Source organism: Streptomyces sp. NPDC107471, assembly GCF_055582845.1.
This window is the reverse complement of the sequence record NZ_JBVJPC010000005.1, coordinates 752,319-775,625: the sequence shown is the minus strand read 5'-3', so window position 1 is coordinate 775,625 and position 23,307 is coordinate 752,319. Positions and strand designations below refer to the sequence as shown.

Sequence of the window (23,307 nt, the reverse complement as noted above, 5' to 3'; positions counted from 1 at the left end):
CCTCTGGCCACGGCCACCCACCGACTCCACCGCCCGCGCCGCAAGTTGCCCGCCGCCCCCGGCGCCACCGCCGTCCGGTACCGGCCCGGCTCGAACCGCGTCGATCATCAGGTCGGGCCGCCCCCGGGGTGGCGGTCCGCCCGCGCGGCCCCTCGGCCATGGCAGGATCGGAAGGCCATGACTGCGCCCACGAAGCCCCCGCACAGCAGCCCCGCCGACGGCAGCACCGACGCTCCCCGCGGAGCGGGCCTGCACTCCCCCGTCATCGACTGGTTCGACGAGCACGCCCGGGATCTGCCGTGGCGGCGGCCCGAGGCCGGGCCGTGGGGGGTGATGGTCAGCGAGTTCATGCTCCAGCAGACGCCCGTGAGCCGGGTCCTCCCGGTCTACGAGCAGTGGCTCGCCCGGTGGCCGCGCCCCGCCGACCTGGCCGCGGAGGCGCCCGGCGAGGCCGTGCGCGCCTGGGGCCGGCTCGGTTACCCCCGCCGGGCGCTGCGGCTGCACGGCGCCGCGGTCGCCATAACGGAACGGCACGGCGGTGACGTACCGACCGACCACGCGCAACTGCTCGCACTGCCCGGGATCGGCGAGTACACGGCGGCCGCCGTCGCCTCCTTCGCCTACGGACAGCGGCACGCCGTGCTGGACACCAATGTGCGGCGGGTGTTCGCGCGGGCGGTGACCGGTGTGCAGTACCCGCCGAACGCCACCACCGCCGCCGAGCGCAAGCTCGCCCGTGCGCTGCTGCCGGAGGACGAACAGACCGCCGCGCGCTGGGCCGCCGCCTCCATGGAGCTCGGCGCGCTCGTCTGCACGGCCAAGAACGAGACGTGTCCGCGCTGCCCCATCGCCGCCCAGTGCGCCTGGCGGCTCGCGGGCAAGCCCGAGCACGACGGGCCGGCGCGGCGCGGACAGACGTACGCCGGCACCGACCGCCAGGTGCGCGGCAAGCTGCTCGCCGTCCTGCGGGAGGCCCACACGCCCGTTCCGCAGACGGTTCTGGACCGGGTGTGGCACGAGCCGGTGCAGCGGGCCCGCGCTCTGGACGGTCTCGTCGCGGACGGGCTCGTCGAACCCCTCCCGGGTGGTTTGTATCGGCTGCCGTTGACATAGCCCGACCCAGAGCAAACTGGCAAATCCCCCTGAACCGGTGCGAATACCCGCGCCGGTTTACCCCTTTTCAGCTTCCGTTACACAACCGACGGACAGCCGATTGCCAGCCGCGCGCTGCTCCGCACAGCCCCGTGACAACAGCTCCGTAGCTTCATTGCCATGCCGCACACCAGGCGGCAGCAGACGAGAAGACAACCGGCAGGGACTGCCGGAACGGGGATCAGGAGGCGGTCGACATGGCGCAGGGCGAGGTGCTCGAGTTCGAGGAGTACGTCCGCACCCGGCAGGACGCGCTGCTGCGCAGCGCACGCCGTCTGGTCCCGGACCCGGTCGACGCGCAGGACCTGCTGCAGACGGCGCTCGTGCGGACGTACGGCCGCTGGGAGACCATCGAGGACAAGCGGCTCGCGGACGCCTATCTGCGCCGGGTGATGATCAACACCCGCACGGAATGGTGGCGGGCGCGCAAGCTGGAGGAGGTGCCCACCGAGCAGCTCCCGGACGCCTCGGTCGACGACTCCACCGAGCAGCACGCGGACCGCGCCCTGCTGATGGACGTCATGAAGGTGCTGGCCCCCAAGCAGCGCAGTGTCGTGGTGCTGCGACACTGGGAGCAGATGTCCACGGAGGAGACGGCCGCCGCCCTCGGCATGTCGGCCGGTACGGTCAAGAGCACGCTGCACCGGGCGCTCGCCCGGCTCCGTGAGGAGCTGGAGGCCCGCGACCTGGACGCACGCGCGCTGGAGCGTGAGGAGCGGGAGCGTTGCGCGGCGGCCTGACCGAACCCGGGCCCACCCGGCCGGACCTCGCTCCGGTCCGGGGGATCTTCCAGGCGGCGAGCACGGCGGTGGTCGTGCTGGCCGCCCTCGCCCTTTTGGTCTCCGCCTGCGCCACCGGCGGCACCGGCACCCGTGACGAGGGTCCGGCGCACGCGGTCGCGGGAACCGCCGCCTCCCCCTCCGTACTGCCGTCCGCCATGGCCTCCCCGCGCCTGGACCGCAAGGGCGCGATCGCCCTCCTCCGGTCCGACCCGAAGGTCTCCGAGGCGGTCAAGCGCGATCTGGAACCCTGCGGCACCGACCAGTACCCGGTCGACCTCTTCTACGGCGACCTGACCGGCAGTTCGGCCGACGACGTCGTCGTCAACGTCGTGACCTGTGCGGATCTGGTGGGCGTCGGCTCGTACGTGTATCGCGAGGAAGACGGTTCGTACCAGAATGTCTTCCAGACCGAGGAGCCTCCGGTCTACGCCGAGATCGACCGCGGCGACCTGGTGGTGACCAAGCAGGTGTACGAGAAGGGCGACCCGGTGTCGGACCCCTCCGGCGAGAACGTGATCACGTACCGCTGGGCCTCGGGGCGGTTCGCCGCGGTGTACCGGACGCACAGCGACTACAGCAACGTCGTCGGCAAGGATCCGACGCCGGTGCCCGATAGCTGAACCGGTCGGGCCCCCCGCAACGATCCCCCAGTGACCGCAACGACCCCGAAGAGTGAGAGCACCGGATGGCAGACCAGACCCACGTGCTGTTCGTCGAGGACGACGACGTCATCCGCGAGGCCACCCAACTCGCCCTGGAGCGGGACGGCTTCGCGGTCACGGCCATGCCCGACGGCCTGTCGGGGCTGGAGGCGTTCCGGGCGGACCGCCCCGACATCGCCCTGCTGGACGTCATGGTCCCGGGCCTGGACGGGGTCAGCCTGTGCCGCCGTATCCGCGACGAGTCCACCGTCCCGGTGATCATGCTGTCGGCGCGGGCGGACTCGATCGACGTGGTGCTCGGTCTGGAGGCCGGCGCCGACGACTACGTGACCAAACCGTTCGACGGGGCCGTCCTGGTCGCCCGGATCCGTGCGGTGCTGCGCCGTTTCGGGCACGCGGGCGGGACCGACAAGGGCGAGGCGGGCGCGGACGCGGCCGCCGGGGGCGTGCTGACCTTCGGGGAGCTGGAGGTCGACACCGAGGGCATGGAGGTGCGCCGGGCCGGGCAGCCGGTGGCGCTCACCCCGACCGAGATGCGGCTGCTGCTGGAGTTCTCCTCCGCGCCGGGCACGGTCCTGTCCCGGGACAAGCTCCTGGAGCGGGTGTGGGACTACGGCTGGGGCGGTGACACCCGGGTCGTCGACGTCCATGTGCAGCGGCTGCGGACGAAGATCGGCCAGGACCGGATCGAGACGGTCCGCGGCTTCGGCTACAAGTTGAAGGCCTGAGCGGAGGGCCTGGGGCATGCGGGGGATCCTTCGGGGCCCGGTGACGGAGCGCGTGGTGATGCGCACGGGCCTGAGATGGAAGCTCAGCGCGGCCATCGCGCTGGTCGGCGCGCTCGTGGCGGTCGCGCTCAGCCTGGTCGTGCACAACGCGGCCCGCGTCTCGATGCTGGACAACGCGCGCGACCTCGCGGACGAGCGGATCCAGATCGCCCAGCGCAACTACGAACTGACGGGCAAGCCGAACTTCCCCAGCATCGCGGTCGACGACCGCCGACTGCCGCCCGCGCTGCGCGAGAAGGTCGAGGAGGGCCGCCGGGCCACGTACGTCTCCGACCGGCCGGACCGGGGGCCGGACATCTGGGCCGCGGTCCCGGTCAAGGGCGGGCACGTGCTGTCGCTGCACACCGGGTTCACCGACCGCAGCACCGACATCCTCAAGGACCTCGACCAGGCCCTGGTGATCGGCTCCATCGCGGTGGTCCTCGGCGGCAGCGCGCTCGGCGTGCTCATCGGCGGGCAGTTGTCGCGGCGGCTGCGGAAGGCGGCGACCGCGGCGAACCAGATGGCCAAGGGCGAGACGGACGTCCGGGTCAGGGACGCGATCGGCGGGGTCGTACGGGACGAGACCGACGACCTCGCGAGCGCCGTGGACGCCATGGCGGACGCGCTCCAGCAGCGGCTGGAGGCCGAGCGGCGGGTCACCGCGGACATCGCGCACGAGCTGCGGACCCCGGTGACGGGCCTGCTGACGGCTGCGGAACTGCTGCCTCCGGGGCGGCCCACGGAACTGGTCCTGGACCGGGCGAAGGCCATGCGCACCCTCGTCGAGGACGTCCTGGAGGTGGCCCGGCTCGACGGTGCCTCGGAGCGGGCCGAGCTCCAGGACATCCTGCTGGGCGAGTTCGTCGCCCGGCGGGTGGCGGCCAAGGACCCGGAGATCGAGGTCCGTGTGGTGCACGAGTCGGAGGTCACGACCGACCCGCGCCGCCTGGAGCGGGTCCTGTTCAATCTCCTCGCCAACGCCGCCCGGCACGGCAGGCCGCCCATCGAGGTCACCGTCGAGGGCCGGGTCATCCGCGTCCGCGACCACGGCCCCGGCTTCCCCGAGGACCTCCTCGCCGACGGCCCGAGCCGCTTCCGCACGGGCAGCGCGGACCGCGCGGGGCACGGGCACGGCCTGGGACTGACCATCGCGGCCGGTCAGGCGCGGGTCATGGGAGCGCGGCTGACCTTCCGCAACATCCGCCCGGCCGGGGCGGCCGACGGGGTCCCGGCGGAGGGCGCGGTGGCGGTGCTGTGGCTGCCGGAGCACGCGCCCACGGCGACCGGGAGCTATCCGCTGCTGCCGTGATCGGCGGGACCTTCGCGGACAGGTCCGCTCATGTGCTCGCCACCAGCAACTCCTCCCCCCGGGAGGGTCGTACGCCGTCCGCCCGCCCCGCGAAGTACCGGCGGTCCAGCTCCTCCGCCGGAACGTGCCGGGCCTCTCGGAAGCCGGACTCCCGCGCCAGGGCCAGGATCTCGGCGGGCGCGAAGAAGCTGAGGAACGGGGTGCCGGCCGCCCGCGCTCCCCGTACCGCCGCCTCCAGTTGCGGCCTCTGGTCCGGCTCGACGTCCTGCGGCGGGCGCAGGAAGGTCGTCACGAACGCGGACCCCGGGGCGAGACCGGCGACTAGGCGGAACGTGGACTCGTTCGCCTCCTTGGTGAGGTACATGGTGACGCCCGTGGAGGCCACCACCGCGGGGCGCCCGGGATCGAAGCCCGCCTCGGCCAACCTCCCCCACCAGTCCCCCTCGAAGTCGACCGGCACGAGCCGCAGCCACTCGGGCACGCCGAAGCCGAGCTGCTCCAGCCGCCGGCGCTTCCAGGACTGCGGTCCCGGCCGGTCGACCTCGAAGACCCGCACCCCGCGCGCTACGGCGAACTCCGGTCTGCGCTGGGCGAACGTGTCGAGGCCGGCACCGAGGACGACGTACTGCTCGACGTCCCGCTCGACGACGAGGTCCTCCACGAACCGGGTCCGCGCCACGATCGACGCCCGGGTGCGACGGGTGGCGTCCACGTCCATGTCCGGCCGGTCCCGCCACCCCTCGTCCGGGTCCACGAGCCGCAGCCCGATCCCGTCCTCCAGCACGTGCGGCGGCGGATCGGCCATCAGGTGCAGGGCCCGCCAGAGGGCGACCCGGACGGCGGTGTGGTCGGCCTCGGCCACGTCCTCCGTCACGCCCAGTCCTTCGAGAAGTCCAGCTCTTCGTTGCGCTGGGTCAGGGAGTACCAGTTGCCGTTGTCGTCGCGGAAGATCGCCTCGATGCCGTACGGCCGCTCCTGGGGTTCCTGGACGAACTCGACCCCTCGCGCCCGGAACGTCTCGTAGTCCCCGCGGCAGTCGTCGGTGCGGAACGCTCCCGCGCCCATCACGCCCTTGCCGACGAGCTTCTTGAGCGCCTCGGCGGACTCGGGGTCCAGACCCGGGCCGTCGAGGCTCATCAGGGCCAGCTCGACGCCCTGCTGCTCCTTCGCGCCGACGGTGACCCATGTCATGTCGCCCATCGCGACCTCGCTGCGCACCTCGAAGTCCAGCTTCTCGGTGAAGAAGGCCTTGGTGCGCTGCTGGTCGAAGGTCCATACGGTGGTGATGCCCAGGCCCTGGATCATGGCTCCGCTCTCCTGTCGTCCGGGGGTTCCTCTCCGCCACCGTAGGCAGCGGCGGACTCCGGCCGCTTCTTCGAAGTTGCGGTCCTTGCGGTGCCTCTCGCGGTGGGGAAGCCGCCGGCCCAGAGCATGGCGTAGCAACCGGGGATCAGGGCGGCCCCGCGGCCCACGTGCTCGGTGCGGTACTCGCTCGGGGTGAGGCCGGTCCGGGCCTTGAAGCGGGCGGAGAAGGTGCCGAGGCTGCTGAACCCGACCAGGTGGCAGATCTCGGTCACGCTCAGGTCGGCTCCCCTGAGCATCTCCTCGGCGCGCTCGATCCGCCGGTGCGTGAGGTACTGGCCGGGGGTCTCGCCGTACGTCTCCTTGAACGCCCGGATGAAGTGATAGCGCGAGTACCCGGCGTGCGCGGCGACGGCGGGCAGGTCGAGCTCCGGATCGGCCCAGTCCCGGTCCATGGCGTCCTTGGCGAGCCTGATGTGCCGCACTTTGTCCATGGGCCGATGGTGACACGCGGCACTGACATCGCTCTCGCGCGCACACGAAGAAGGCCCCCCGGGGCGGACACCGGTCCGGGGGGCCTTCGGTTCGGGGCTCGGTTCAGGAGCGGGTCAGACCTCGACCAGCGGGGCCGGAGCCGCGTCCTCCGCCGACTTCTGGGGTCCCGCTCCCTTCAGCGGCACCTCCTTGACGAACACCGCCGCCACCAGCGAGACCACGGCGACGATCGAGCCGAGCAGGAACGCCGAGTGCGTGCCCGACGACACCGCGAACTGGTACGCCTCGCGCACCGCGTCCGGCAGCTTCTCCAGGCTCTTCGCGTCCAACTGCGCGGACTGCTCGGTCACCTTGGAGCCCAGCGCGCCGCCCCGCTCGGCCATGACGTCCTGGACCCGGTGGTTGAACAGCGCGCCCATGATGGCGACACCGAAGGAGGAACCGAGCGTGCGGAAGAGGGTCGTGGAGGAGGACGCGACGCCCATGTCCTTCATCTCGACGCTGTTCTGCGCGACCAGCATGGTGATCTGCATCAGGCAGCCCATGCCGAGTCCGACCACGGCCATGAAGACGCCGGAGGTGAACCGCGAGGTCCCCGTGTCCATGGTCGACAGCAGGTACAGACCGATCACCATCAGGACGCTGCCCACGACCGGGAAGACGTAGTAGCGGCCGCTGTTGGTGGTGATCCGGCCCGCGACCATCGAGGTCACCAGCATCGCGCCGAGCATCGGCAGGAGCAGCAGCCCGGAGTTGGTCGCGGAGGCGCCCTGCACGGACTGCTGGTACAGCGGCAGGAAGAGGGTGGCGCCGAACATCACGAAGCCGGTGATGAAGCCGATGATCGACATCAGCGTGAAGTTGCGGCTGCGGAAGATGTGCAGCGGTACGACCGGCTCGGCGGCCTTGGTCTGCCAGAACACGAACCCGACGAGCGCGGCGACGCCGATGCCGATCAGCTCCATGATCCGCGCGGAGCTCCAGGCGTACTCCGTGCCGCCCCAGGTGGTCACCAGCACGATGGAGGTGATGCCGATGGTCAGCAGGGCCGCGCCCAGGTAGTCGATGCGGGACTCCGCGCGCTTCTTCGGCAGGTGCAGCACCGCGCTGATCAGGCCGAGCGACACGACGCCGAGCGGCAGGTTGATGTAGAAGGACCAGCGCCAGCCCCAGTTGTCGGTGATGGTGCCGCCGACCAGCGGGCCGCCGATCATCGCGAGCGCCATGACGCCGGCCATCATGCCCTGGTACTTGCCGCGCTCCCGCGGCGGGATCAGGTCGCCGATGATCGCCATGACGCCGACCATCAGACCGCCGGCGCCGAGGCCCTGCACGGCCCGGAAGCCGATGAGCTGGCCCATGTCCTGGGCCATGCCGCTGAGCGCGGAGCCGACCAGGAAGAGCACGATCGAGCTCATGAAGACGCCCTTGCGGCCGTACATGTCGCCGAGCTTGCCCCAGAGCGGGGTCGCGGCGGCGGTGGCCAGCGTGTAGGCCGTCACGACCCACGAGAGGTGCTCGAGTCCGCCGAGCTCGCCGACGATCGTCGGCATCGCGGTGCCCACGATCATGTTGTCGAGCATCGCGAGCATCATGGTGATCATCAGCGCGAGCAGGACAACCCGCACGCTGCGCTGTTTCTTCTCCGGCTCCGTCTCGACCGTCTGTGTGTCCGCCATCGTTCCCACTCCCCTGAGGTCCTGCGGTACTGCCCCCGCCGGGGTACTTACTTGCCGCCCGGCTAGTTGTCTACACTGGGGAAGGTAGACGCGTAACTAGCCGGGCGTCAAGTAAGTTTTATGGAAAGCCGAGGAGCACGAGGATGGGCGGCACCATGGACGTCACGAAGCAGCAGCGCCGCGGCAACACGCGCCAGCGCATCCAGGACGTGGCCCTCGAACTCTTCGCGGAGCAGGGCTACGAGAAGACGTCCCTGCGGGAGATCGCCGAGCACCTGGACGTCACCAAGGCGGCGCTGTACTACCACTTCAAGACCAAGGAAGAGATCCTCGTCAGCATCTTCGACGATCTGACGCAGCCGATCCTCGACCTCATCGAGTGGGGCCGCAAGCAGCCGCACACGCTGGAGACGAAGCAGGAGATCGTACGGCGCTACAGCGAGACGCTGGCCGGCGCGACACCGCTGTTCCGCTTCATGCAGGAGAACCAGGCGACGGTCCGCGAACTGCGCGTCGGCGAGACCTTCAAGGAGCGCATGCAGGGGCTCCGCGAGATCATCGTCGACCCCGAGGCCGACCTCACCGACCAGGTCCGCTGCGTCAGCGCGATCTTCACCCTGCACGCCGGGATGTTCTTCCTCCAGGACATCACCGCGGCCCCGGAGGCCAAACGCCAGGCGGTCCTCGAGGTAGCAACCGAACTGATCACCCGGGCCCATCGTGGGGGCGGGGAGGGGTAACGCGCGGAGGCGACGGTTGCGGGTGGGGCGAGCGGGCGCCCGGGGGGCGGCCTGGAGCGGGGCGGGGTTGCCGGTCAGGCGGGGACAGCGGGCTTGCCGGTGTGAATCGTGTCGGCGGGTTGGAGGCTGGCACCTCACGTGCGGCTCCAAGCGAGCCGCCGACCGGCGAGTGCGGATGCGGCTGCGGCTGCGGCTGGACCCGTTGGAGGGGGCATGGGCATCACGATCGGCGGCATACGGGAGATCCCCGGCGGCCGAGATGGCCGGCACCCGTGACTTGGCCCGGAGAGGGCGAGGGCCGGCTCCCGTGGTTCACCGACCAGGCGGCCGGCCGGCGTGAAGGTCGACGCCTTCGGGACGGCCGGTGAAGGACGGAGGGGCCGCCGGTGCGCAATGCGCCGGAGCAGCCCGCACGGCCGGCACACTGCGGAGCCACTCAAACCGAGGCGCCTCCTGGCTGACACGAAGGGCGCCCAGGGACGCGGCCCGGAAAATGGCGACGGCTGACAGCCGTAGTGCGCGGAACACGCGGGGGGCGCCACACGGCACCGACGCCCCGCCCAGGGCCGCACCGCACCACACCAAGGAGTCACCCCCGCCGATCCACCCCGCCCGCGCCCGGCGGCACTCCACCCCGAGGCGCCAACCCCCGGCACCCACAACGCGGTTCACAGCAGGCGGGCCGGGGACGGCAGTCAGGTCGGCGTCAGACCTTCACGCCCTTGGCCCGCAGGAACGCGACCGGGTCGATGGCCGAGCCGTAGTTCGCGGTCGTGCGGATCTCGAAGTGCAGGTGCGGGCCACTGGAGTTGCCCGTGTTGCCGGACAGGGCTATGCGCTGACCGGTCTTGACGACCTGGCCGACCTTGACCTTGATCCGGGAGAGGTGGGCGTACTGCGAGTACGTCTTGCCGCCATGCTTGATCACGATGGCGTTGCCGTAGGCGGAACCGTCACCGGCACCACCGGGGCCCGCCTTGACGACGGTCCCGCCGTGCGCGGCGACGACGGTCGTACCGCTCGGCACGGCGAAGTCCTGACCGCTGTGGGTGGAGTGCCACATGCTCCCGGCCTGCGCGTAGCTCGCGCTGAGCGTGTACTTCTTGACCGGGTCGACCCAGGAGGCCGAGGAGGACGCGGCCGAGGCGACTCCGGCCCCCAGCACAGCCGAGGCACCGACGGACGCGGCCATGACGGCCACACGGGTGCGGAGCAGGGACGTACGGGAGGAGCGGTGGGAGACGCGCTGGAACATTCGGAACCTCATGAAGCAGGGGACAGGGAACCACCCGGCGCACAAGGCGTCCGGATGGCAGATCCCTTGGTAACCCCGAGGGCCCAAATCCCCCAAATGGCGCATCTACGACGGAATGTAGTAATGAGCCGAGAAGGGACGCCCGAGAAGTCCGTCTCCCTCCCGGAATCACACCCCTGATCACCCCACTATTCCGCCTAGTAATGGACAAATCACCTGTGCGGCAAGTCACCGGTGGCCCCGAGGGAAAAACATCCCCATGTGACGCACATCTCTGGCCACTTACCAACGAGTAACCCTACGGTTCCCCTCGCGCCACCCTCGCCACCGAACATGCAAGACAACGGCATACGGACGTGAGAGGACCCCCACGCATATGAGAAGCCGACGCCCCTGGGCGCGCCGCACAGCCGTAAGCACCGCCTCCGCCGCCGCACTGGTCGCCCTCGCCTTCCCCGCCGAGGCCGCGACGACCACCGCGAGCACGACGAGCACCGCGAGCAGCTCCACGACCGCCACGGCCGCCGCCGCGGACGTCGACTACGCCACCTGGCAGACCGACTGCCAGGCCGTGATGAACCAGGCCCTGCCCTACCTGAAGACGCGCATCGCCGCCCCCGAGCCCGGCGAGAAGCAGGCGATCGTCCTCGACATCGACAACACCACGCTGGAGACGGACTTCGGCTTCAGCTACCCCTCACCGGCCAACAAGCCGGTCCTGGACGTCGCGAAGTACGCCCAGGAGCACGGCGTAGCCCTGTTCTTCGTGACCGCCCGCCCCGGCATCATCGCCTCGGTGACCGACTACAACCTCAAGCACGTCGGCTACCGGGTCGACGGCCTCTACGTCCGCGGCTTCATCGACCTGTTCAAGAACGTCGCCACCTACAAGACCGCCCAGCGCGTCGACATCGAGAACAGGGGCTACACGATCATCGCGAACATCGGCAACAGCGCCACCGACCTGTCGGGCGGTCACGCCGAGAAGACCTTCAAACTCCCGGACTACGACGGCCAGTTGTCCTGACCGACGACGAGGCCGGGCCCGGCCGCAGGTCGTGCCGCCGGGCAGGTCGCAGCAGAACGCGAGAAGGGCCGGTGCTCTGGGAGCACCGGCCCTTCTCGTCGGCTCTGCGGCCGGTGAGGCTTACGCCTCCTTGCTCAGGTTCGGCCCGGCACCGCCGGCCGCCTGCTCGATCGGCGGGACGTCGGGCAGCGCCGACTTCTCCTCGCCGCGGAAGGTGAAGGTCTGGGTCTCGCCCTCGCCCTCCGTGTCGACGACCACGATGTGACCGGGACGCAGCTCACCGAAGAGGATCTTCTCCGACAGCGTGTCCTCGATCTCGCGCTGGATCGTGCGACGCAGCGGACGCGCGCCCAGCACCTGGTCGTAACCCTTGGTCGACAGCAGCTCCTTGGCGGACTGGGAGAGCTCGATGCCCATGTCCCGGTCCCGGAGGCGCTCGTCCACCTTGGCGATCATCAGGTCGACGATCGCGAGGATGTCCTCCTGCGTGAGCTGCGGGAAGACCACCACGTCGTCGACGCGGTTGAGGAACTCGGGCCGGAAGTGCTGCTTGAGCTCGTCCGAGACCTTGTTCTTCATGCGCTCGTAGTTGGTCTTCTTGTCACCCGAGGCCGCGAAGCCCAGGTTGAAGCCCTTGGAGATGTCCCGGGTGCCGAGGTTGGTCGTCATGATGATGACCGTGTTCTTGAAGTCCACGACCCGGCCCTGGGAGTCGGTCAGGCGACCGTCCTCCAGGATCTGCAGCAGCGAGTTGAAGATGTCCGGGTGGGCCTTCTCGACCTCGTCGAACAGGACGACGGAGAACGGCTTGCGGCGGACCTTCTCGGTGAGCTGGCCGCCCTCTTCGTAGCCCACGTAGCCGGGGGGCGAACCGAAGAGCCGCGAGACCGTGTGCTTCTCGCTGAACTCCGACATGTCGAGGGAGATCAGCGCGTCCTCGTCACCGAAGAGGAACTCGGCGAGCGCCTTGGACAGCTCGGTCTTACCGACACCGGACGGGCCGGCGAAGATGAACGAACCACCGGGACGCTTCGGGTCCTTGAGGCCCGCACGCGTACGACGGATCGCCTTCGACAGCGCCTTGACGGCGTCGACCTGGCCGATGACCCGCTTGTGGAGCTCGTCCTCCATGCGCAGCAGACGCGAGGACTCCTCCTCGGTCAGCTTGAAGACCGGGATGCCGGTGGCGGTCGCGAGGACCTCGGCGATCAGCTCGCCGTCGACCTCGGCGACGACGTCCATGTCGCCGGCCTTCCACTCCTTCTCCCGCTTGGCCTTGGCGGCCAGGAGCTGCTTCTCCTTGTCGCGCAGGGAGGCGGCCTTCTCGAAGTCCTGCGAGTCGATCGCGGACTCCTTGTCGCGGCGGACGCCGGCGATCTTCTCGTCGAACTCGCGCAGGTCCGGCGGCGCGGTCATCCGGCGGATGCGCATCCGGGAACCGGCCTCGTCGATCAGGTCGATCGCCTTGTCCGGCAGGAAGCGGTCCGAGATGTACCGGTCGGCCAGGGTCGCGGCCTGGACGAGGGCCTCGTCCGTGATGGACACCCGGTGGTGGGCCTCGTAGCGGTCGCGCAGACCCTTGAGGATCTCGATGGTGTGCGGGAGCGAGGGCTCGGCGACCTGGATCGGCTGGAAGCGGCGCTCGAGGGCCGCGTCCTTCTCCAGGTGCTTGCGGTACTCGTCCAGCGTGGTGGCACCGATGGTCTGGAGCTCACCGCGGGCCAGCATCGGCTTCAGGATCGAAGCGGCGTCGATGGCGCCCTCGGCGGCACCCGCACCGACCAGCGTGTGCAGCTCGTCGATGAACAGGATGATGTCGCCGCGGGTGCGGATCTCCTTGAGGACCTTCTTCAGGCGCTCCTCGAAGTCACCGCGGTAGCGGGAGCCGGCGACCAGCGCGCCGAGGTCCAGGGTGTAGAGGTGCTTGTCCTTGAGGGTCTCGGGCACCTCGCCCTTGACGATGGCCTGGGCGAGGCCCTCGACGACGGCGGTCTTGCCGACGCCGGGCTCACCGATCAGCACCGGGTTGTTCTTGGTACGGCGGGACAGCACCTGCATGACCCGCTCGATCTCCTTCTCGCGCCCGATGACCGGGTCGAGCTTGGACTCACGAGCGGCCTGGGTGAGGTTCCGGCCGAACTGGTCGAGGACCAGGGACGTCGAGGGGGTGCCCTCGGCAGGCCCGCCGGCGGTGGCGGTCTCCTTGCCCTGGTAACCGGAGAGGAGCTGGATGACCTGCTGCCGCACCCGGTTGAGATCTGCGCCCAGCTTGACCAGGACCTGGGCGGCGACGCCCTCGCCCTCACGGATCAGGCCGAGCAGGATGTGCTCCGTGCCGATGTAGTTGTGGCCGAGCTGAAGGGCCTCGCGGAGCGACAGCTCCAGGACCTTCTTGGCACGGGGGGTGAAGGGGATGTGCCCGGACGGGGCCTGCTGCCCCTGCCCGATGATCTCCTCCACCTGCTGGCGGACCGCCTCGAGCGAAATCCCGAGGCTCTCAAGGGCCTTGGCGGCGACACCCTCACCCTCGTGGATCAGGCCCAGGAGGATGTGCTCGGTGCCGATGTAGTTGTGGTTGAGCATCCGGGCTTCTTCCTGAGCCAGGACGACAACCCGCCGCGCGCGGTCGGTGAACCTCTCGAACATCGTTAATCGCTCCTCAGAGCGGTCAGGCAGTGGGGGGAACTTCCCCTCCCTGTCCTTCCGCAGCTTAGTCCCGCAAGCGGGGACCGCTCATTCCAACTGCCGACACCGTCGATGGCCTCCTGACCCCGAACGCCGACATCTGCTCCAACCCGATGGTGCGAGACGATGTTCCCGCAGGCCAGGCAGTTACCCCAGTCGCCAGTACGCCGATGGCGAACGTGAGACGTCCTTTCCTGCGTGTCGCCCCCTCCCACTAGGGATGTCTTACCCGCTCCCACCGACACTCCATGCCGTACGCCCCCCGTCCCTCCGCTACGGGCGAACAACCTTGTGCCACCCCGCACCCCCGCACGCCCCCTTTTCAAACACTCTTCGCACACGTCGGTACACCCAGCGTAACTCTCGCGCCCTTCCGGCGGTTGCACTCGGCATGGTTGCCGGTCACCTCCCTCGCACCTCGGACCGCACGACGGTCCCGCTCCCCCGGCGGCCGCCCGACCGGGCCGCCACCGGCGACGATCAGGTCCGCCGCTGGTACGAGAACGAACTGGGCTGGCCCACGGTGCCCGCGAGCACCCCCGAATCTCCCGTACGACTGCGGCTGGGCCTGCGTTTCGACGTCCTGGACGTCCCGGCAGAGGCGGGCCGCGCGGCCCTGCGCCACCTGGCCGGGGCGTCCCCGGTGGCACTGCGGGGCGACCGGATGCGGCTGCTGGTGGCGGCGGGCAGCGCGGAGGAGCTGCCGGGAATCCTGGAGTGGCTGGAGTGGGGCTCGCTCCCGCTGGACCTGCGGGCGATCGGCGCGGACGGCTCCATGACGGCTCCGGCGCCCCCGCAGACGCTGCCGGGGCTCGTCCGAGGGGCAGGGAGGCCCGGCGGGCCCGGGGGGACGCCGTGGGGCCAGGTCTCGGGCCCGGGCGGTCTCACCGCGACCGCAGCAGGTCGCATCAGGACGCCGGTCGGTTACCCGGCCCGGTCGTCGGCATCAGGGCGGGGTGATCTCGTCGCGCCGGCGCTCCCGGATGCGTGCCAGGGTGCCGGGGAGCTCCCCCCGGGTCACCCGGGCGCCCTGCAGGGGGCCGCCGTGTGGCTGCGGCCCCCCGAGCCTGGGTGCGAGGTCGAGGCCTCGCTGCCGACGGTGTCGGCGCTGGGGGGCGGTGGGGGCGCCCCCGATCTCGTACGCGTCGTGAACACGGTGGCGACGCGCTGCCACCGGATGCGGCTGCGGGGCGCTCGGGCATAGGCCTTCGCGAGCCCCGGCCTTCGTGCACCTCTCGATCAGGCGTTGGCCTTCTCGTAAGCCTCGCGAATGCTCGCCGGAACACGGCCGCGGTCATTGACCTCGTAACCGTTCTCCTTGGCCCAGGCACGGATCTGCGCGGTGTCCTGGCTGCCGCCGGCAGCGGCCCGCGTCTTTCCGCGCCCGCCCGAAGCACGGCCTCCGGTGCGGCGACCACCCTTCACGTAGGGCTCGAGAAGGCCACGAAGCTTGTCCGCATTGGCGGTCGTGAGATCGATCTCGTACGTCTTGCCGTCCAACGCGAACGTGACGGTCTCGTCCGCCTCGCCGCCGTCGATGTCGTCGACAAGAAGGACCTGAACCTTCTGTGCCACCGGATTTCCTTTCATCCAATACTTGAGGGCCGGGGGCCTGCGGCGTCCGCCGTTTCGCCGTCCCCTGTTATATGCAGTACTGCAGTACGTCGGAAAGCAAACCGCTTTTGCTGGAAAAACACAAACCCCCGGGAGGAACCCACAGGGACCGCCCCGTCCGGAAACATGCGCGTTTCGGACATAGGGAACCTGGGCACGGCCGAGCGCCGGAATCCTTGACGATCACAGATGCAGAAGCATCCGACTGTTGCCCAAGGTGTTCGGTTTCACTCGTTCGAGACCGAGGAACTCTGCCACGCCTTCGTCATAGGAACGCAGTAGCTCTGCGTAGACATCGGTGTCCACGGGTGTCTCACCGATCTCGACGAAGCCGTGCTTGCCGAAGAAGTCCACTTCGAAGGTGAGACAGAAAACGCGGCGAACACCGAGCCAGCGGGCCGTCTCCAACAACTTCTCCAGCAACTGATGCCCGACCCCGGCACCCTTCAGCCCGGGCTTCACGGCGAGAGTGCGTACTTCCGCGAGGTCTTCCCACATGACATGCAGGGCGCCGAAGCCGACCAGCTCGGCGTTGTCGTCGCGCTCGGCGACCCAGAACTCCTGGATGTCCTCGTAAAGCGTCACGGTCGCTTTGTCGAGCAGGATGCGGTCGCGGACGTAGGAGTCAAGGAGCCGACGGATGCCGGCGACATCGCTGGTGCGGGCCCGCCGGACGGTGATGGCTTTTGCGGTGACTTCGGGGTTCTCGGCGGAGGGGCTCTTCGCGGACATGAGCGGACGCTATCGCCCGCCGTCCCGCGTTGCCGAGTCGGGGTTCTCCACGGTCGGTCCCCCGACGATCCGTACGGCGTCCTGGAGTGCCTGTCGCTGTTCCTCGCTCATCATCCCGAAGAAGGCGACGAGAGCGGCGGCCGGGTTGTCGCTCTGCGACCAGGCGTCGTTCATCAGTGCGGCGGCGTAGGCGGCCCGTGTGGAGACCGCCTCATATCGATAGGCCCGGCCTTCCGCCTCACGGCGCACCCAGCCCTTCTGATGGAGATTGTCCAAAACGGTCATCACGGTGGTGTACGCGATGGACCGTTCCTGCTGAAGGTCTTCCAGGACTTCTCGAACGGTGACCGGGCGGTTCCACTTCCACACCCGCGTCATGACCGCGTCTTCGAGTTCTCCCAATGGGCGAGGCACAGCTCAGCACAATAGTGGGAGATCCGGCTATCGGCGTGACGGACGTGCGCTTTCGACGTCAAACAGCAACAAAAAGGGCGTACGACTCCGAAAGCACGGTGGCTCGGAGAGTCGTACGCCGACGAGCGAGCGGCCGGTCAGTCGGCCTGCTTGGTCGTCTCCGCGCGCGCGAGGACGGCGTCGACGGCCGCGTCCTCCTTGGCCTTGTTGGCCCCGCCCTGGGTCTTCACGATGACCCGGATGACTCCGATGAAGAACACGGCCATGACGACCGGGGGCACGAGCGCGGAGACGTAGTCCATGAGTCCAGGGTAGCCAGCGGCACCGGGACGACCCGGGCGGGGTGCGGCTGTCCCGCGTTCAGCCGGCCGCCAGGTGCTGGGGCGGGTTCGCCGGCGGCTCGGCAGGCTTGCGGCGGGGGAAGACCTCGCCCGGGGTGGGGATGGGCCGGGAGGGCTTCGGGGCGGCGGGGGCGGGTTTCTCCGCGGGCTTGACCGGGGGCTTCTCGGGACGCTTCGCCGGTTCCTTGGCGTCCTGCACCGCCGTACCGCCGCGGGCGACCCCGGGCCACCCCGCGCCGAGCCCTCCGGAAGGACCCCGGGAAAGCCCTCCGGGCAGCGCCAGGAGGCGGGTGCGGGACGCCGGGACCGCGGGGGCCGCCGGGGCGCGCCGGGCGTCCGTGGTGGCCGCGAGGCGGGCCCTCACGTGCCGTTCGGCCAGCATCTGGCAGCGGATCAGCAGTGCCGCGGCGGCGGGGTTGCCGCGCAGGGCCCGGAGCGCGGCGAGATCGTCCGGCTCGGGCCGGTACCCGGCGCCCAGGGCCTCCTCCAGCAGCGTGAGGTAGCCGGCGGCGGTGCCGGGCAGTGCGGCGCGGTACCGGGCGAGGTCGGCCACCAGGAAGGCGCGCAGCCGGGCTCCCTCGCGCACCGCCTCGTCGAGGGACTCGGCGAGGCGGTGGCAATCCTTGATGTCCTCGGCCGAGGCAGGGGCGGGGTGAAGGGCGAGGGCGAGAGCGCGGCGGAGCACACGCAGCTCCTCCACGCCGAACGCCATGCCGCCGCGGGATCCGTATGGCGTGGGCATGCGGCGACAGTACGCGCTAATCAGACAAATTCGTCATAAGGGATGGGTGTGGCGTGACCGGGCCACCCCAATGCCGGTCCGGGTGTCCCGGCCCGCAGGTCACATCCGCGAGACGTTCCGCTCGTACACCAGCCGCAGGCCCACCAGCGTCAGCCAGGGCTCGTGCTCGTCGATCACGGACGACTCCCCGAGCACCATCGGCGCGAGCCCGCCCGTGGCGATCACCGTCACGTCCTCCGGGTCCTCCGCGAGCTCCCGGGCCATCCGGCCCACCACGCCGTCGACCTGCCCGGCGAAGCCGTACACGATCCCGGACTGCATCGCCTCGACGGTGTTCTTCCCGATCACGCTCCGCGGCCGGGCCACCTCGATCTTCCGCAGTTGCGCGCCCCGCACCCCGAGCGCCTCCACGGAGATCTCGATGCCGGGCGCGATGACCCCGCCGACGTACTCCCCGCGCGCGGACACCGCGTCGAACGTCGTCGCCGTACCGAAGTCCACGACGATCGCGGGGCCGCCGAAGAGCTCGACGGCCGCCACGGCGTTGATGATCCGGTCCGCGCCGACCTCCTTGGGGTTGTCGGTGAGGATCGGCACCCCCGTCTTCACCCCGGGCTCGACCAGTACGGCCGGCACGTCGCCGTAGTAGCGCCGCGTCACCTCGCGCAGCTCGTGCAGCACCGACGGCACGGTGGCGCAGATCGCGATGCCGTCGATGCCGTCGCCCAGTTCGTCCCCGAGGAGCGGGTGCATGCCCATCAGGCCCTGGAGGAGGACCGCCAGCTCGTCGGCCGTCCGGCGTGCGTCGGTGGAGATCCGCCAGTGCTCGACGATGTCCTCGCCGTCGAACAGCCCGAGGACGGTGTGCGTGTTGCCCACGTCGATGGTGAGGAGCATCGCGACTACTCCGCCTCGCGCAGATCGAGGCCGATGTCGAGGATCGGCGAGGAGTGGGTGAGCGCCCCCACGGCGAGGTAGTCGACGCCGGTGCCGGCGTACGCGCGCGCGTTGTCCAGCGTCAGCCGCCCGGAGGCCTCCAGCGCGGCCCGCCCGTGCACGAGCGCGACGGCCTCCTCGCACTCGCCGGGGGTGAAGTTGTCCAGCAGGATCAGGTCGGCGCCCGCGTCCACGACCTCCCGCAACTGGTGCAGGGTGTCGACCTCGACCTCGATCGGCACGTCCGGGAATGCCTCCCGGACGGCCTTGAAGGCCTGGGCGACGCCGCCGGCGGCGACCACGTGGTTGTCCTTGACCAGCGCCGCGTCGGACAGCGACATCCGGTGGTTGACGCCGCCCCCGCAGCGCACCGCGAACTTCTCCAGCGACCGGAGTCCCGGAGTGGTCTTCCGGGTGTCCCGTACGCGCGCCTTGGTGCCCTCCAGCGCGTCCGCCCACGCGCGGGTGGCGGTCGCGATGCCGGAGAGCCGGCACAGCAGGTTCAGCGCGCTGCGCTCGGCGGTGAGCAGGTCACGCGTGCGCGTGGTGACCGACAGGAGCTTCTGTCCCGCCTCGACCCGGTCGCCGTCCTCGACGTGCCGCTCCACCTCGAACTCGTCCTCGCAGACCACCGAGACGACCGCCTCGGCGACCCTGAGGCCGGCCACGACGCCCGCCTCGCGCGCGACGAAGTCGGCGGTGGCGACGGCGTCCTCGGGGATGGTCGCGACGGTCGTCACGTCCACGCCGTGGTCGAGGTCCTCCTGGATGGCGACGTTGGCGATGTCCTCGACCTCCACGGGGTCGAGCCCGGCGTCGGCCAGGAGCTGGGCGAGCGCGGGGTCGAGCCCGCACTCCAGGTACTCCTCGTCGAGACCGTCGGCGGCGCCACAGGCACAGCCGTCGCCGCAGCCGCCGGACGGGACGAGGGGAAGGTCGTCGGTGCTCACTGGTGTCACTGCTCCTGAGGGTGCTGCCGGGTCGGGGGGAAGTCTGCGGTATCGGTGGTGTGTACGGCGAGGGTCCGGTCCGGATTCAGCCGTACGACGATGTGGCGGCGCCATGCCGTGTCGTCCCGGTCGGGCTCGTCCTCGCGCCAGTGGCAGCCGCGCGTCTCCTCGCGCAGCAGGGCCGCGGCGACCAGGACCCGGGCCACGCACAGGAGGTTGGTAGCCTCCCAGGTGTCGACGCCGGGCTCGGCCGTCTTGCCGTTCTCGGTGAGGGCGTCGCGGGCGTCGGTGTGCAGTCGCTGGAGCAGGTCGGCGGCCTTGGCCAGGGACTCCGCGGAGCGCAGCACGCCCGCTCCCTGGGTCATGATCCGCTGGATCGCGAACCGGGCCTCGGGGGCGAGCAGCGGGTGCGCGGGCCGCTCGGGCTGTTCGACGGGGGCGGGCACACGCGCGTGCAGGCCGGCGCGGCTCGCCGCGATGTCGGCCACGATGCGCTCGGCGTAGACCAGGCCCTCCAGCAGCGAGTTGGAGGCGAGCCGGTTCGCGCCGTGCACACCGGTGCAGGCGACCTCGCCGCACGCGTACAGGCCCGGGACGGTCGTACGGCCCTGCGGGTCGGTGCGCACGCCGCCGGAGGCGTAGTGGGCGGCCGGTGCGACCGGGATGGGTTCGTGGACGGGGTCGATGCCGTGGGCGCGGCAGGCGGCGAGGATGGTCGGGAAGCGGTGCTCCCACATCTCGGCGCCGAAGTGCCGGGCGTCGAGGAACATGTGGTCGGCGTCGTGCTCCTGCATGCGGCGCGTGATGCCCTTGGCGACGATGTCGCGGGGGGCCAGCTCGGCCAGTTCGTGCCGGCCGACCATGAAGCGCACGCCGTCGGCGTCGACCAGGTGGGCGCCCTCGCCGCGCACGGCCTCGGAGACGAGCGGCTGCTGGCCCTCGGCGTCCGTGCCGAGGAACAGCACGGTGGGGTGGAACTGCACGAACTCCAGGTCGCTGACCTCGGCTCCGGCACGCAGGGCGAGCGCCACGCCGTCGCCGGTCGACACGGACGGGTTGGTGGTCGCGGAGAACACCTGGCCCATGCCGCCGGTCGCGAGGACGACCGCGGGGGCGTGCACGGCGCCCACGCCGTCGTGCTGGCCCTCGCCCATGACGTGCAGGGTGACGCCCGCGGTACGGCCCTCGGCGTCGGTGAGCAGGTCGAGCACGAGCGCGTTCTCGATCGTGCGCAGTCCCCGCGCGCGGACGGCCTCGACGAGCGCCCGGGAGATCTCCGCGCCGGTCGCGTCGCCGCCCGCGTGGGCGATCCGGCGCCGGTGGTGGCCGCCCTCGCGGGTGAGCTCCAGGTCGCCCGCCTCGGACTCGTCGAAGTGCGCGCCGGTCGCGATCAGGCGGCGTACGGCGTCGGGTCCCTCGGTGACGAGGATGCGCACGGCCTCCTCGTCGCACAGGCCCGCGCCCGCGACCAGCGTGTCGTCCAGGTGCTGTTCGGGGGTGTCGCCCTCGCCGAGGGCCGCGGCGATGCCGCCCTGCGCCCAGCGGGTGGAGCCGTCGTCGAGGCGGGCCTTGGTGACGACGACGGTCCTGAGGCCCTCGGCTTCGCAGCGCAGGGCCGCGGTGAGACCGGCGACGCCGGAGCCGACGACCACGACGTCCGCGTCGATGGCCCATCCGGGCGCGGGTGCGTGCAGTCGTATGCCTGTGCTGGTCACGAGGCGGCTCCGAGGGTTTTTCCGAAGGTGAGGGGGATGTTGTCGATCAGCCGGGTCGTCCCCACCCGGGCGGCGACGGCGAGGACGGCCTCGCCGGTGAAGTCGTCCTCGATCTCGGTGAAGTCCGAGGGGTCGACGAGCGCGAGGTAGTCCAGGGCGAGCGGCGGGTCCAGGCGCGCGGCGTCGTCCAGGACCAGACGGGCGGCCGCGCGGACCGCGGAGGGGGCTCCCGGCAGGGCCTTGGCGACCGCGTGCGCGTCGGCGGCCGCGCGGGACTCGCCGAGGGCGCTCAGGGCCTCGGCACGCGCGTGCGTGGCGGGCACCTCGCGGGCCCGGGCGCGCAGCGCCTCCTGTGCCGCGTGCCGGTCGCGGCCCGCGAACAGCGCGCGGGAGAGCGCGAGTGCCGTGCGCCGCTCCTTCGGCGAGAGGTAGCGGTTGCGGCTGGAGAGGGCCAGGCCGTCGTCCTCGCGCACGGTGGGCACGCCGACGATGTCGACCCCGAAGTTCAGGTCGCGCACCATGCGGCGGATCAGGGCGAGCTGCTGCGCGTCCTTCTGGCCGTAGAGGGCGATGTCGGGGCGGGTGAGGTGGAGCAGCTTGGCGACGACGGTCAGCATGCCGTCGAAGTGGCCGGGGCGGGAGGTGCCCTCCAGGCGCTCCCCCATCGGGCCCGCGCTGACGCGCACCTGGGGCTCGCCGCCGGGGTAGACCTCGTCGACGGCGGGCGCGAAGACGGCGTCCGCGCCGGAGTCCTCGGCGATCTTGAGGTCGGCGTCCAGGGTGCGCGGGTAGCGGTCGAGGTCCTCGCCGGCGCCGAACTGGAGGGGGTTCACGAAGACGGTGACGACGACCTCGCCGTCCGGTCCGGCGATCTCGCGCGCGGTGCGGATCAGGGTGGCGTGCCCCTCGTGCAGGGCGCCCATGGTCATCACCACGGCCCGGCGGCCCGCACGCGTGCGTGCGTGCAGTTCGCCGGCGGTGCGCAGCAGGGTCGTGGTCATCGGGCGTCTCCCTCGGCGCCGTCGGTCCCGGTGGCGAGTACCCCGAGGAGGTCCTCGGCGAGCTCCGGCTTGAGCAGTCCGTGGGCAAGCGCCCGGTCGGCGGTCGCGCGGGCCATCGCCAGATAGCCGGAGACGGTCTGCGGGGCGTGCTTGCGCAGTTCCGTGACGTGCGCGGCGACGGTGCCGGCGTCCCCGCGCGCGACCGGGCCGGTGAGGGCCGCGTCGCCGGAGCGGAGGGCGTTGTCGAGGGCGGCGCCGAGCAGGGGGCCGAGCATCCGGTCGGGGGCCGTCACGCCGGCCGAGCGCAGCAGCTCCATGGCCTGGGCGACCAGGGTGACCAGGTGGTTGGCGCCGAGGGCGAGGGCCGCGTGGTAGAGCGGGCGCTTCTCCTCGTCGATCCACTCGGGCTCGCCGCCCATCTCGATGACGAGGGCCTCGGCGGCCAGCCGCAGTTCCTCGGGGGCGGTGACGCCGAAGGAGCAGCCCGCGAGGCGCTGGACGTCCACGGGCGTGCCCGTGAAGGTCATCGCCGGGTGCAGGGCCAGCGGCAGGGCGCCCGCGCGCAGGGCGGGGTCCAGGACCTTCGCGCCGTACCGCCCGGAGGTGTGCACGAGGAGCTGGCCCGGCCGCACCGCACCGGTCTCGGCGAGCCCTTCGACGAGACCGGGCAGGGTGTCGTCGGGGACGGTCAGCAGCACCAGGTCGGCACGCTGGAGGACGTCCGCGGGGGTGACCAGCGGGACGTCCGGGAGCATGAGCTCGGCGCGCCGCCGGGAGGCGTCGGAGACTCCGGAGACGGCGACCGGACGGTGTCCGGCCAACTGGAGGGACGCGGCGAGCGCCGGCCCCACCCGGCCGGCGCCGACGACGCCGACGGTGAGCCGCGCGGGGCGGTCCTTGCTGTCTGGCTGTTGGACTGTAGTCACGCGACGGCGGCCTTCCCGTTCCAGTCCGCATCTGGGTACCGGACGATTTCTCGTCATGTTAACGCGATCGGTTCGAGG

The 23,307-nt window shown here is 71.0% G+C and carries 24 protein-coding genes; 8 read left to right on the top strand and 16 right to left on the bottom strand.

Annotated elements, in window-relative coordinates; translation table 11 throughout:
- Positions 1-177: 177 nt before the first annotated feature.
- From ACZ66S_RS21010 to cseC, 5 genes are all read left to right on the top strand, one after another.
- Entirely contained in the window at positions 178-1,113 is a 936-nt protein-coding gene (locus ACZ66S_RS21010; protein WP_469902993.1) for an HhH-GPD family protein, read from the top strand.
- Positions 1,114-1,349: 236 nt separating this feature from the next.
- Positions 1,350-1,892: a SigE family RNA polymerase sigma factor gene (locus ACZ66S_RS21005; protein ID WP_020122536.1), complete on the top strand. Its 543-nt coding sequence runs from the start codon at positions 1,350-1,352 to the stop codon at positions 1,890-1,892.
- Positions 1,877-2,554, top strand: coding sequence for a hypothetical protein (locus ACZ66S_RS21000; RefSeq protein ID WP_469902992.1), 678 nt, complete (start codon positions 1,877-1,879; stop codon positions 2,552-2,554). The genes ACZ66S_RS21005 and ACZ66S_RS21000 overlap by 16 nt, the downstream gene beginning before the upstream one ends.
- A 65-nt stretch (positions 2,555-2,619) precedes the next feature.
- Positions 2,620-3,324: a two-component system response regulator CseB gene (gene cseB, locus ACZ66S_RS20995; RefSeq protein WP_469902991.1), complete on the top strand. Its 705-nt coding sequence runs from the start codon at positions 2,620-2,622 to the stop codon at positions 3,322-3,324.
- A 16-nt stretch (positions 3,325-3,340) separates the two neighbouring features.
- Positions 3,341-4,675: a two-component system sensor histidine kinase CseC gene (gene cseC / locus ACZ66S_RS20990; RefSeq protein WP_469902990.1), complete on the top strand. Its 1,335-nt coding sequence runs from the start codon at positions 3,341-3,343 to the stop codon at positions 4,673-4,675.
- A gap of 28 nt (positions 4,676-4,703) precedes the next feature.
- Here the strand turns inward: cseC and ACZ66S_RS20985 are convergent, their stop codons facing one another.
- From ACZ66S_RS20985 to ACZ66S_RS20970, 4 genes are all read right to left on the bottom strand, one after another.
- On the bottom strand, positions 4,704-5,555 hold the full coding sequence (locus tag ACZ66S_RS20985) for a class I SAM-dependent methyltransferase (RefSeq protein WP_469903042.1): 852 nt from the start codon (positions 5,553-5,555) through the stop codon (positions 4,704-4,706).
- Positions 5,546-5,980: a VOC family protein gene (locus ACZ66S_RS20980; protein ID WP_469902989.1), complete on the bottom strand. Its 435-nt coding sequence runs from the start codon at positions 5,978-5,980 to the stop codon at positions 5,546-5,548. Before ACZ66S_RS20980 ends, ACZ66S_RS20985 begins: the two co-directional genes overlap by 10 nt.
- Positions 5,977-6,471, bottom strand: a complete 495-nt coding sequence (locus ACZ66S_RS20975) for a helix-turn-helix transcriptional regulator (RefSeq protein ID WP_469902988.1) — start codon at positions 6,469-6,471, stop codon at positions 5,977-5,979. Before ACZ66S_RS20975 ends, ACZ66S_RS20980 begins: the two co-directional genes overlap by 4 nt.
- Before the next feature lie 114 nt (positions 6,472-6,585).
- A complete protein-coding gene (locus ACZ66S_RS20970; protein ID WP_469902987.1) occupies positions 6,586-8,151 on the bottom strand; it encodes an MDR family MFS transporter in 1,566 nt (521 codons plus the stop codon).
- A gap of 143 nt (positions 8,152-8,294) precedes the next feature.
- Between ACZ66S_RS20970 and ACZ66S_RS20965 the strand changes: the two genes are divergently transcribed.
- Positions 8,295-8,891 carry a TetR/AcrR family transcriptional regulator gene (locus tag ACZ66S_RS20965; RefSeq protein ID WP_469902986.1) on the top strand — a complete coding sequence of 199 codons (597 nt, stop codon included), beginning with the start codon at positions 8,295-8,297 and terminating at the stop codon, positions 8,889-8,891.
- A gap of 706 nt (positions 8,892-9,597) precedes the next feature.
- Here the strand turns inward: ACZ66S_RS20965 and ACZ66S_RS20960 are convergent.
- On the bottom strand, positions 9,598-10,146 hold the full coding sequence (locus tag ACZ66S_RS20960; protein ID WP_469902985.1) for a M23 family metallopeptidase: 549 nt from the start codon (positions 10,144-10,146) through the stop codon (positions 9,598-9,600).
- Positions 10,147-10,522: 376 nt separating this feature from the next.
- Here ACZ66S_RS20960 and ACZ66S_RS20955 point away from each other — a divergent pair, with 376 nt between their 5' ends.
- Positions 10,523-11,173 (top strand): HAD family acid phosphatase, encoded by a 651-nt coding sequence (locus ACZ66S_RS20955; protein ID WP_469902984.1) that lies wholly within the window; start codon positions 10,523-10,525, stop codon positions 11,171-11,173.
- 120 nt (positions 11,174-11,293) lie between these two features.
- On the opposite strand, the gene ACZ66S_RS20950 is transcribed toward ACZ66S_RS20955, so the two are convergent.
- A complete protein-coding gene (locus ACZ66S_RS20950; protein WP_469902983.1) occupies positions 11,294-13,819 on the bottom strand; it encodes an ATP-dependent Clp protease ATP-binding subunit in 2,526 nt (841 codons plus the stop codon).
- A gap of 430 nt (positions 13,820-14,249) precedes the next feature.
- Here ACZ66S_RS20950 and ACZ66S_RS20945 point away from each other — a divergent pair, with 430 nt between their 5' ends.
- Positions 14,250-15,062: an SCO3374 family protein gene (locus ACZ66S_RS20945; RefSeq protein ID WP_469902982.1), complete on the top strand. Its 813-nt coding sequence runs from the start codon at positions 14,250-14,252 to the stop codon at positions 15,060-15,062.
- Between the two features lie 35 nt (positions 15,063-15,097).
- Here the strand turns inward: ACZ66S_RS20945 and ACZ66S_RS20940 are convergent, their stop codons facing one another.
- The 10 genes from ACZ66S_RS20940 to ACZ66S_RS20895 form a co-directional block, all read right to left on the bottom strand.
- Entirely contained in the window at positions 15,098-15,433 is a 336-nt protein-coding gene (locus tag ACZ66S_RS20940) for a histone-like nucleoid-structuring protein Lsr2 (protein WP_469902981.1), read from the bottom strand.
- Positions 15,434-15,655: 222 nt separating this feature from the next.
- Positions 15,656-16,204 (bottom strand): amino-acid N-acetyltransferase, encoded by a 549-nt coding sequence (locus ACZ66S_RS20935; RefSeq protein ID WP_053851121.1) that lies wholly within the window; start codon positions 16,202-16,204, stop codon positions 15,656-15,658.
- 9 nt (positions 16,205-16,213) lie between these two features.
- Positions 16,214-16,606, bottom strand: coding sequence for a BlaI/MecI/CopY family transcriptional regulator (locus tag ACZ66S_RS20930; protein WP_123762293.1), 393 nt, complete (start codon positions 16,604-16,606; stop codon positions 16,214-16,216).
- A 149-nt stretch (positions 16,607-16,755) separates the two neighbouring features.
- Positions 16,756-16,920, bottom strand: a complete 165-nt coding sequence (locus ACZ66S_RS20925; RefSeq protein ID WP_469902980.1) for a hypothetical protein — start codon at positions 16,918-16,920, stop codon at positions 16,756-16,758.
- Positions 16,921-16,978: 58 nt separating this feature from the next.
- Positions 16,979-17,671, bottom strand: coding sequence for a hypothetical protein (locus tag ACZ66S_RS20920; protein ID WP_469903041.1), 693 nt, complete (start codon positions 17,669-17,671; stop codon positions 16,979-16,981).
- Between the two features lie 129 nt (positions 17,672-17,800).
- Positions 17,801-18,598: a type III pantothenate kinase gene (locus ACZ66S_RS20915; protein ID WP_469902979.1), complete on the bottom strand. Its 798-nt coding sequence runs from the start codon at positions 18,596-18,598 to the stop codon at positions 17,801-17,803.
- Positions 18,599-18,603: 5 nt separating this feature from the next.
- Positions 18,604-19,587, bottom strand: coding sequence for a carboxylating nicotinate-nucleotide diphosphorylase (gene nadC, locus ACZ66S_RS20910; RefSeq protein WP_469902978.1), 984 nt, complete (start codon positions 19,585-19,587; stop codon positions 18,604-18,606).
- A gap of 5 nt (positions 19,588-19,592) precedes the next feature.
- Complete coding sequence (locus ACZ66S_RS20905) at positions 19,593-21,302, bottom strand: L-aspartate oxidase (RefSeq protein WP_469902977.1); 1,710 nt, start codon at positions 21,300-21,302, stop codon at positions 19,593-19,595.
- Positions 21,299-22,303: a pantoate--beta-alanine ligase gene (gene panC / locus ACZ66S_RS20900; protein WP_469902976.1), complete on the bottom strand. Its 1,005-nt coding sequence runs from the start codon at positions 22,301-22,303 to the stop codon at positions 21,299-21,301. The genes ACZ66S_RS20905 and panC overlap by 4 nt, the downstream gene beginning before the upstream one ends.
- Positions 22,300-23,229 carry a Rossmann-like and DUF2520 domain-containing protein gene (locus ACZ66S_RS20895; RefSeq protein ID WP_469902975.1) on the bottom strand — a complete coding sequence of 310 codons (930 nt, stop codon included), beginning with the start codon at positions 23,227-23,229 and terminating at the stop codon, positions 22,300-22,302. Before ACZ66S_RS20895 ends, panC begins: the two co-directional genes overlap by 4 nt.
- Positions 23,230-23,307 lie beyond the last annotated feature (78 nt).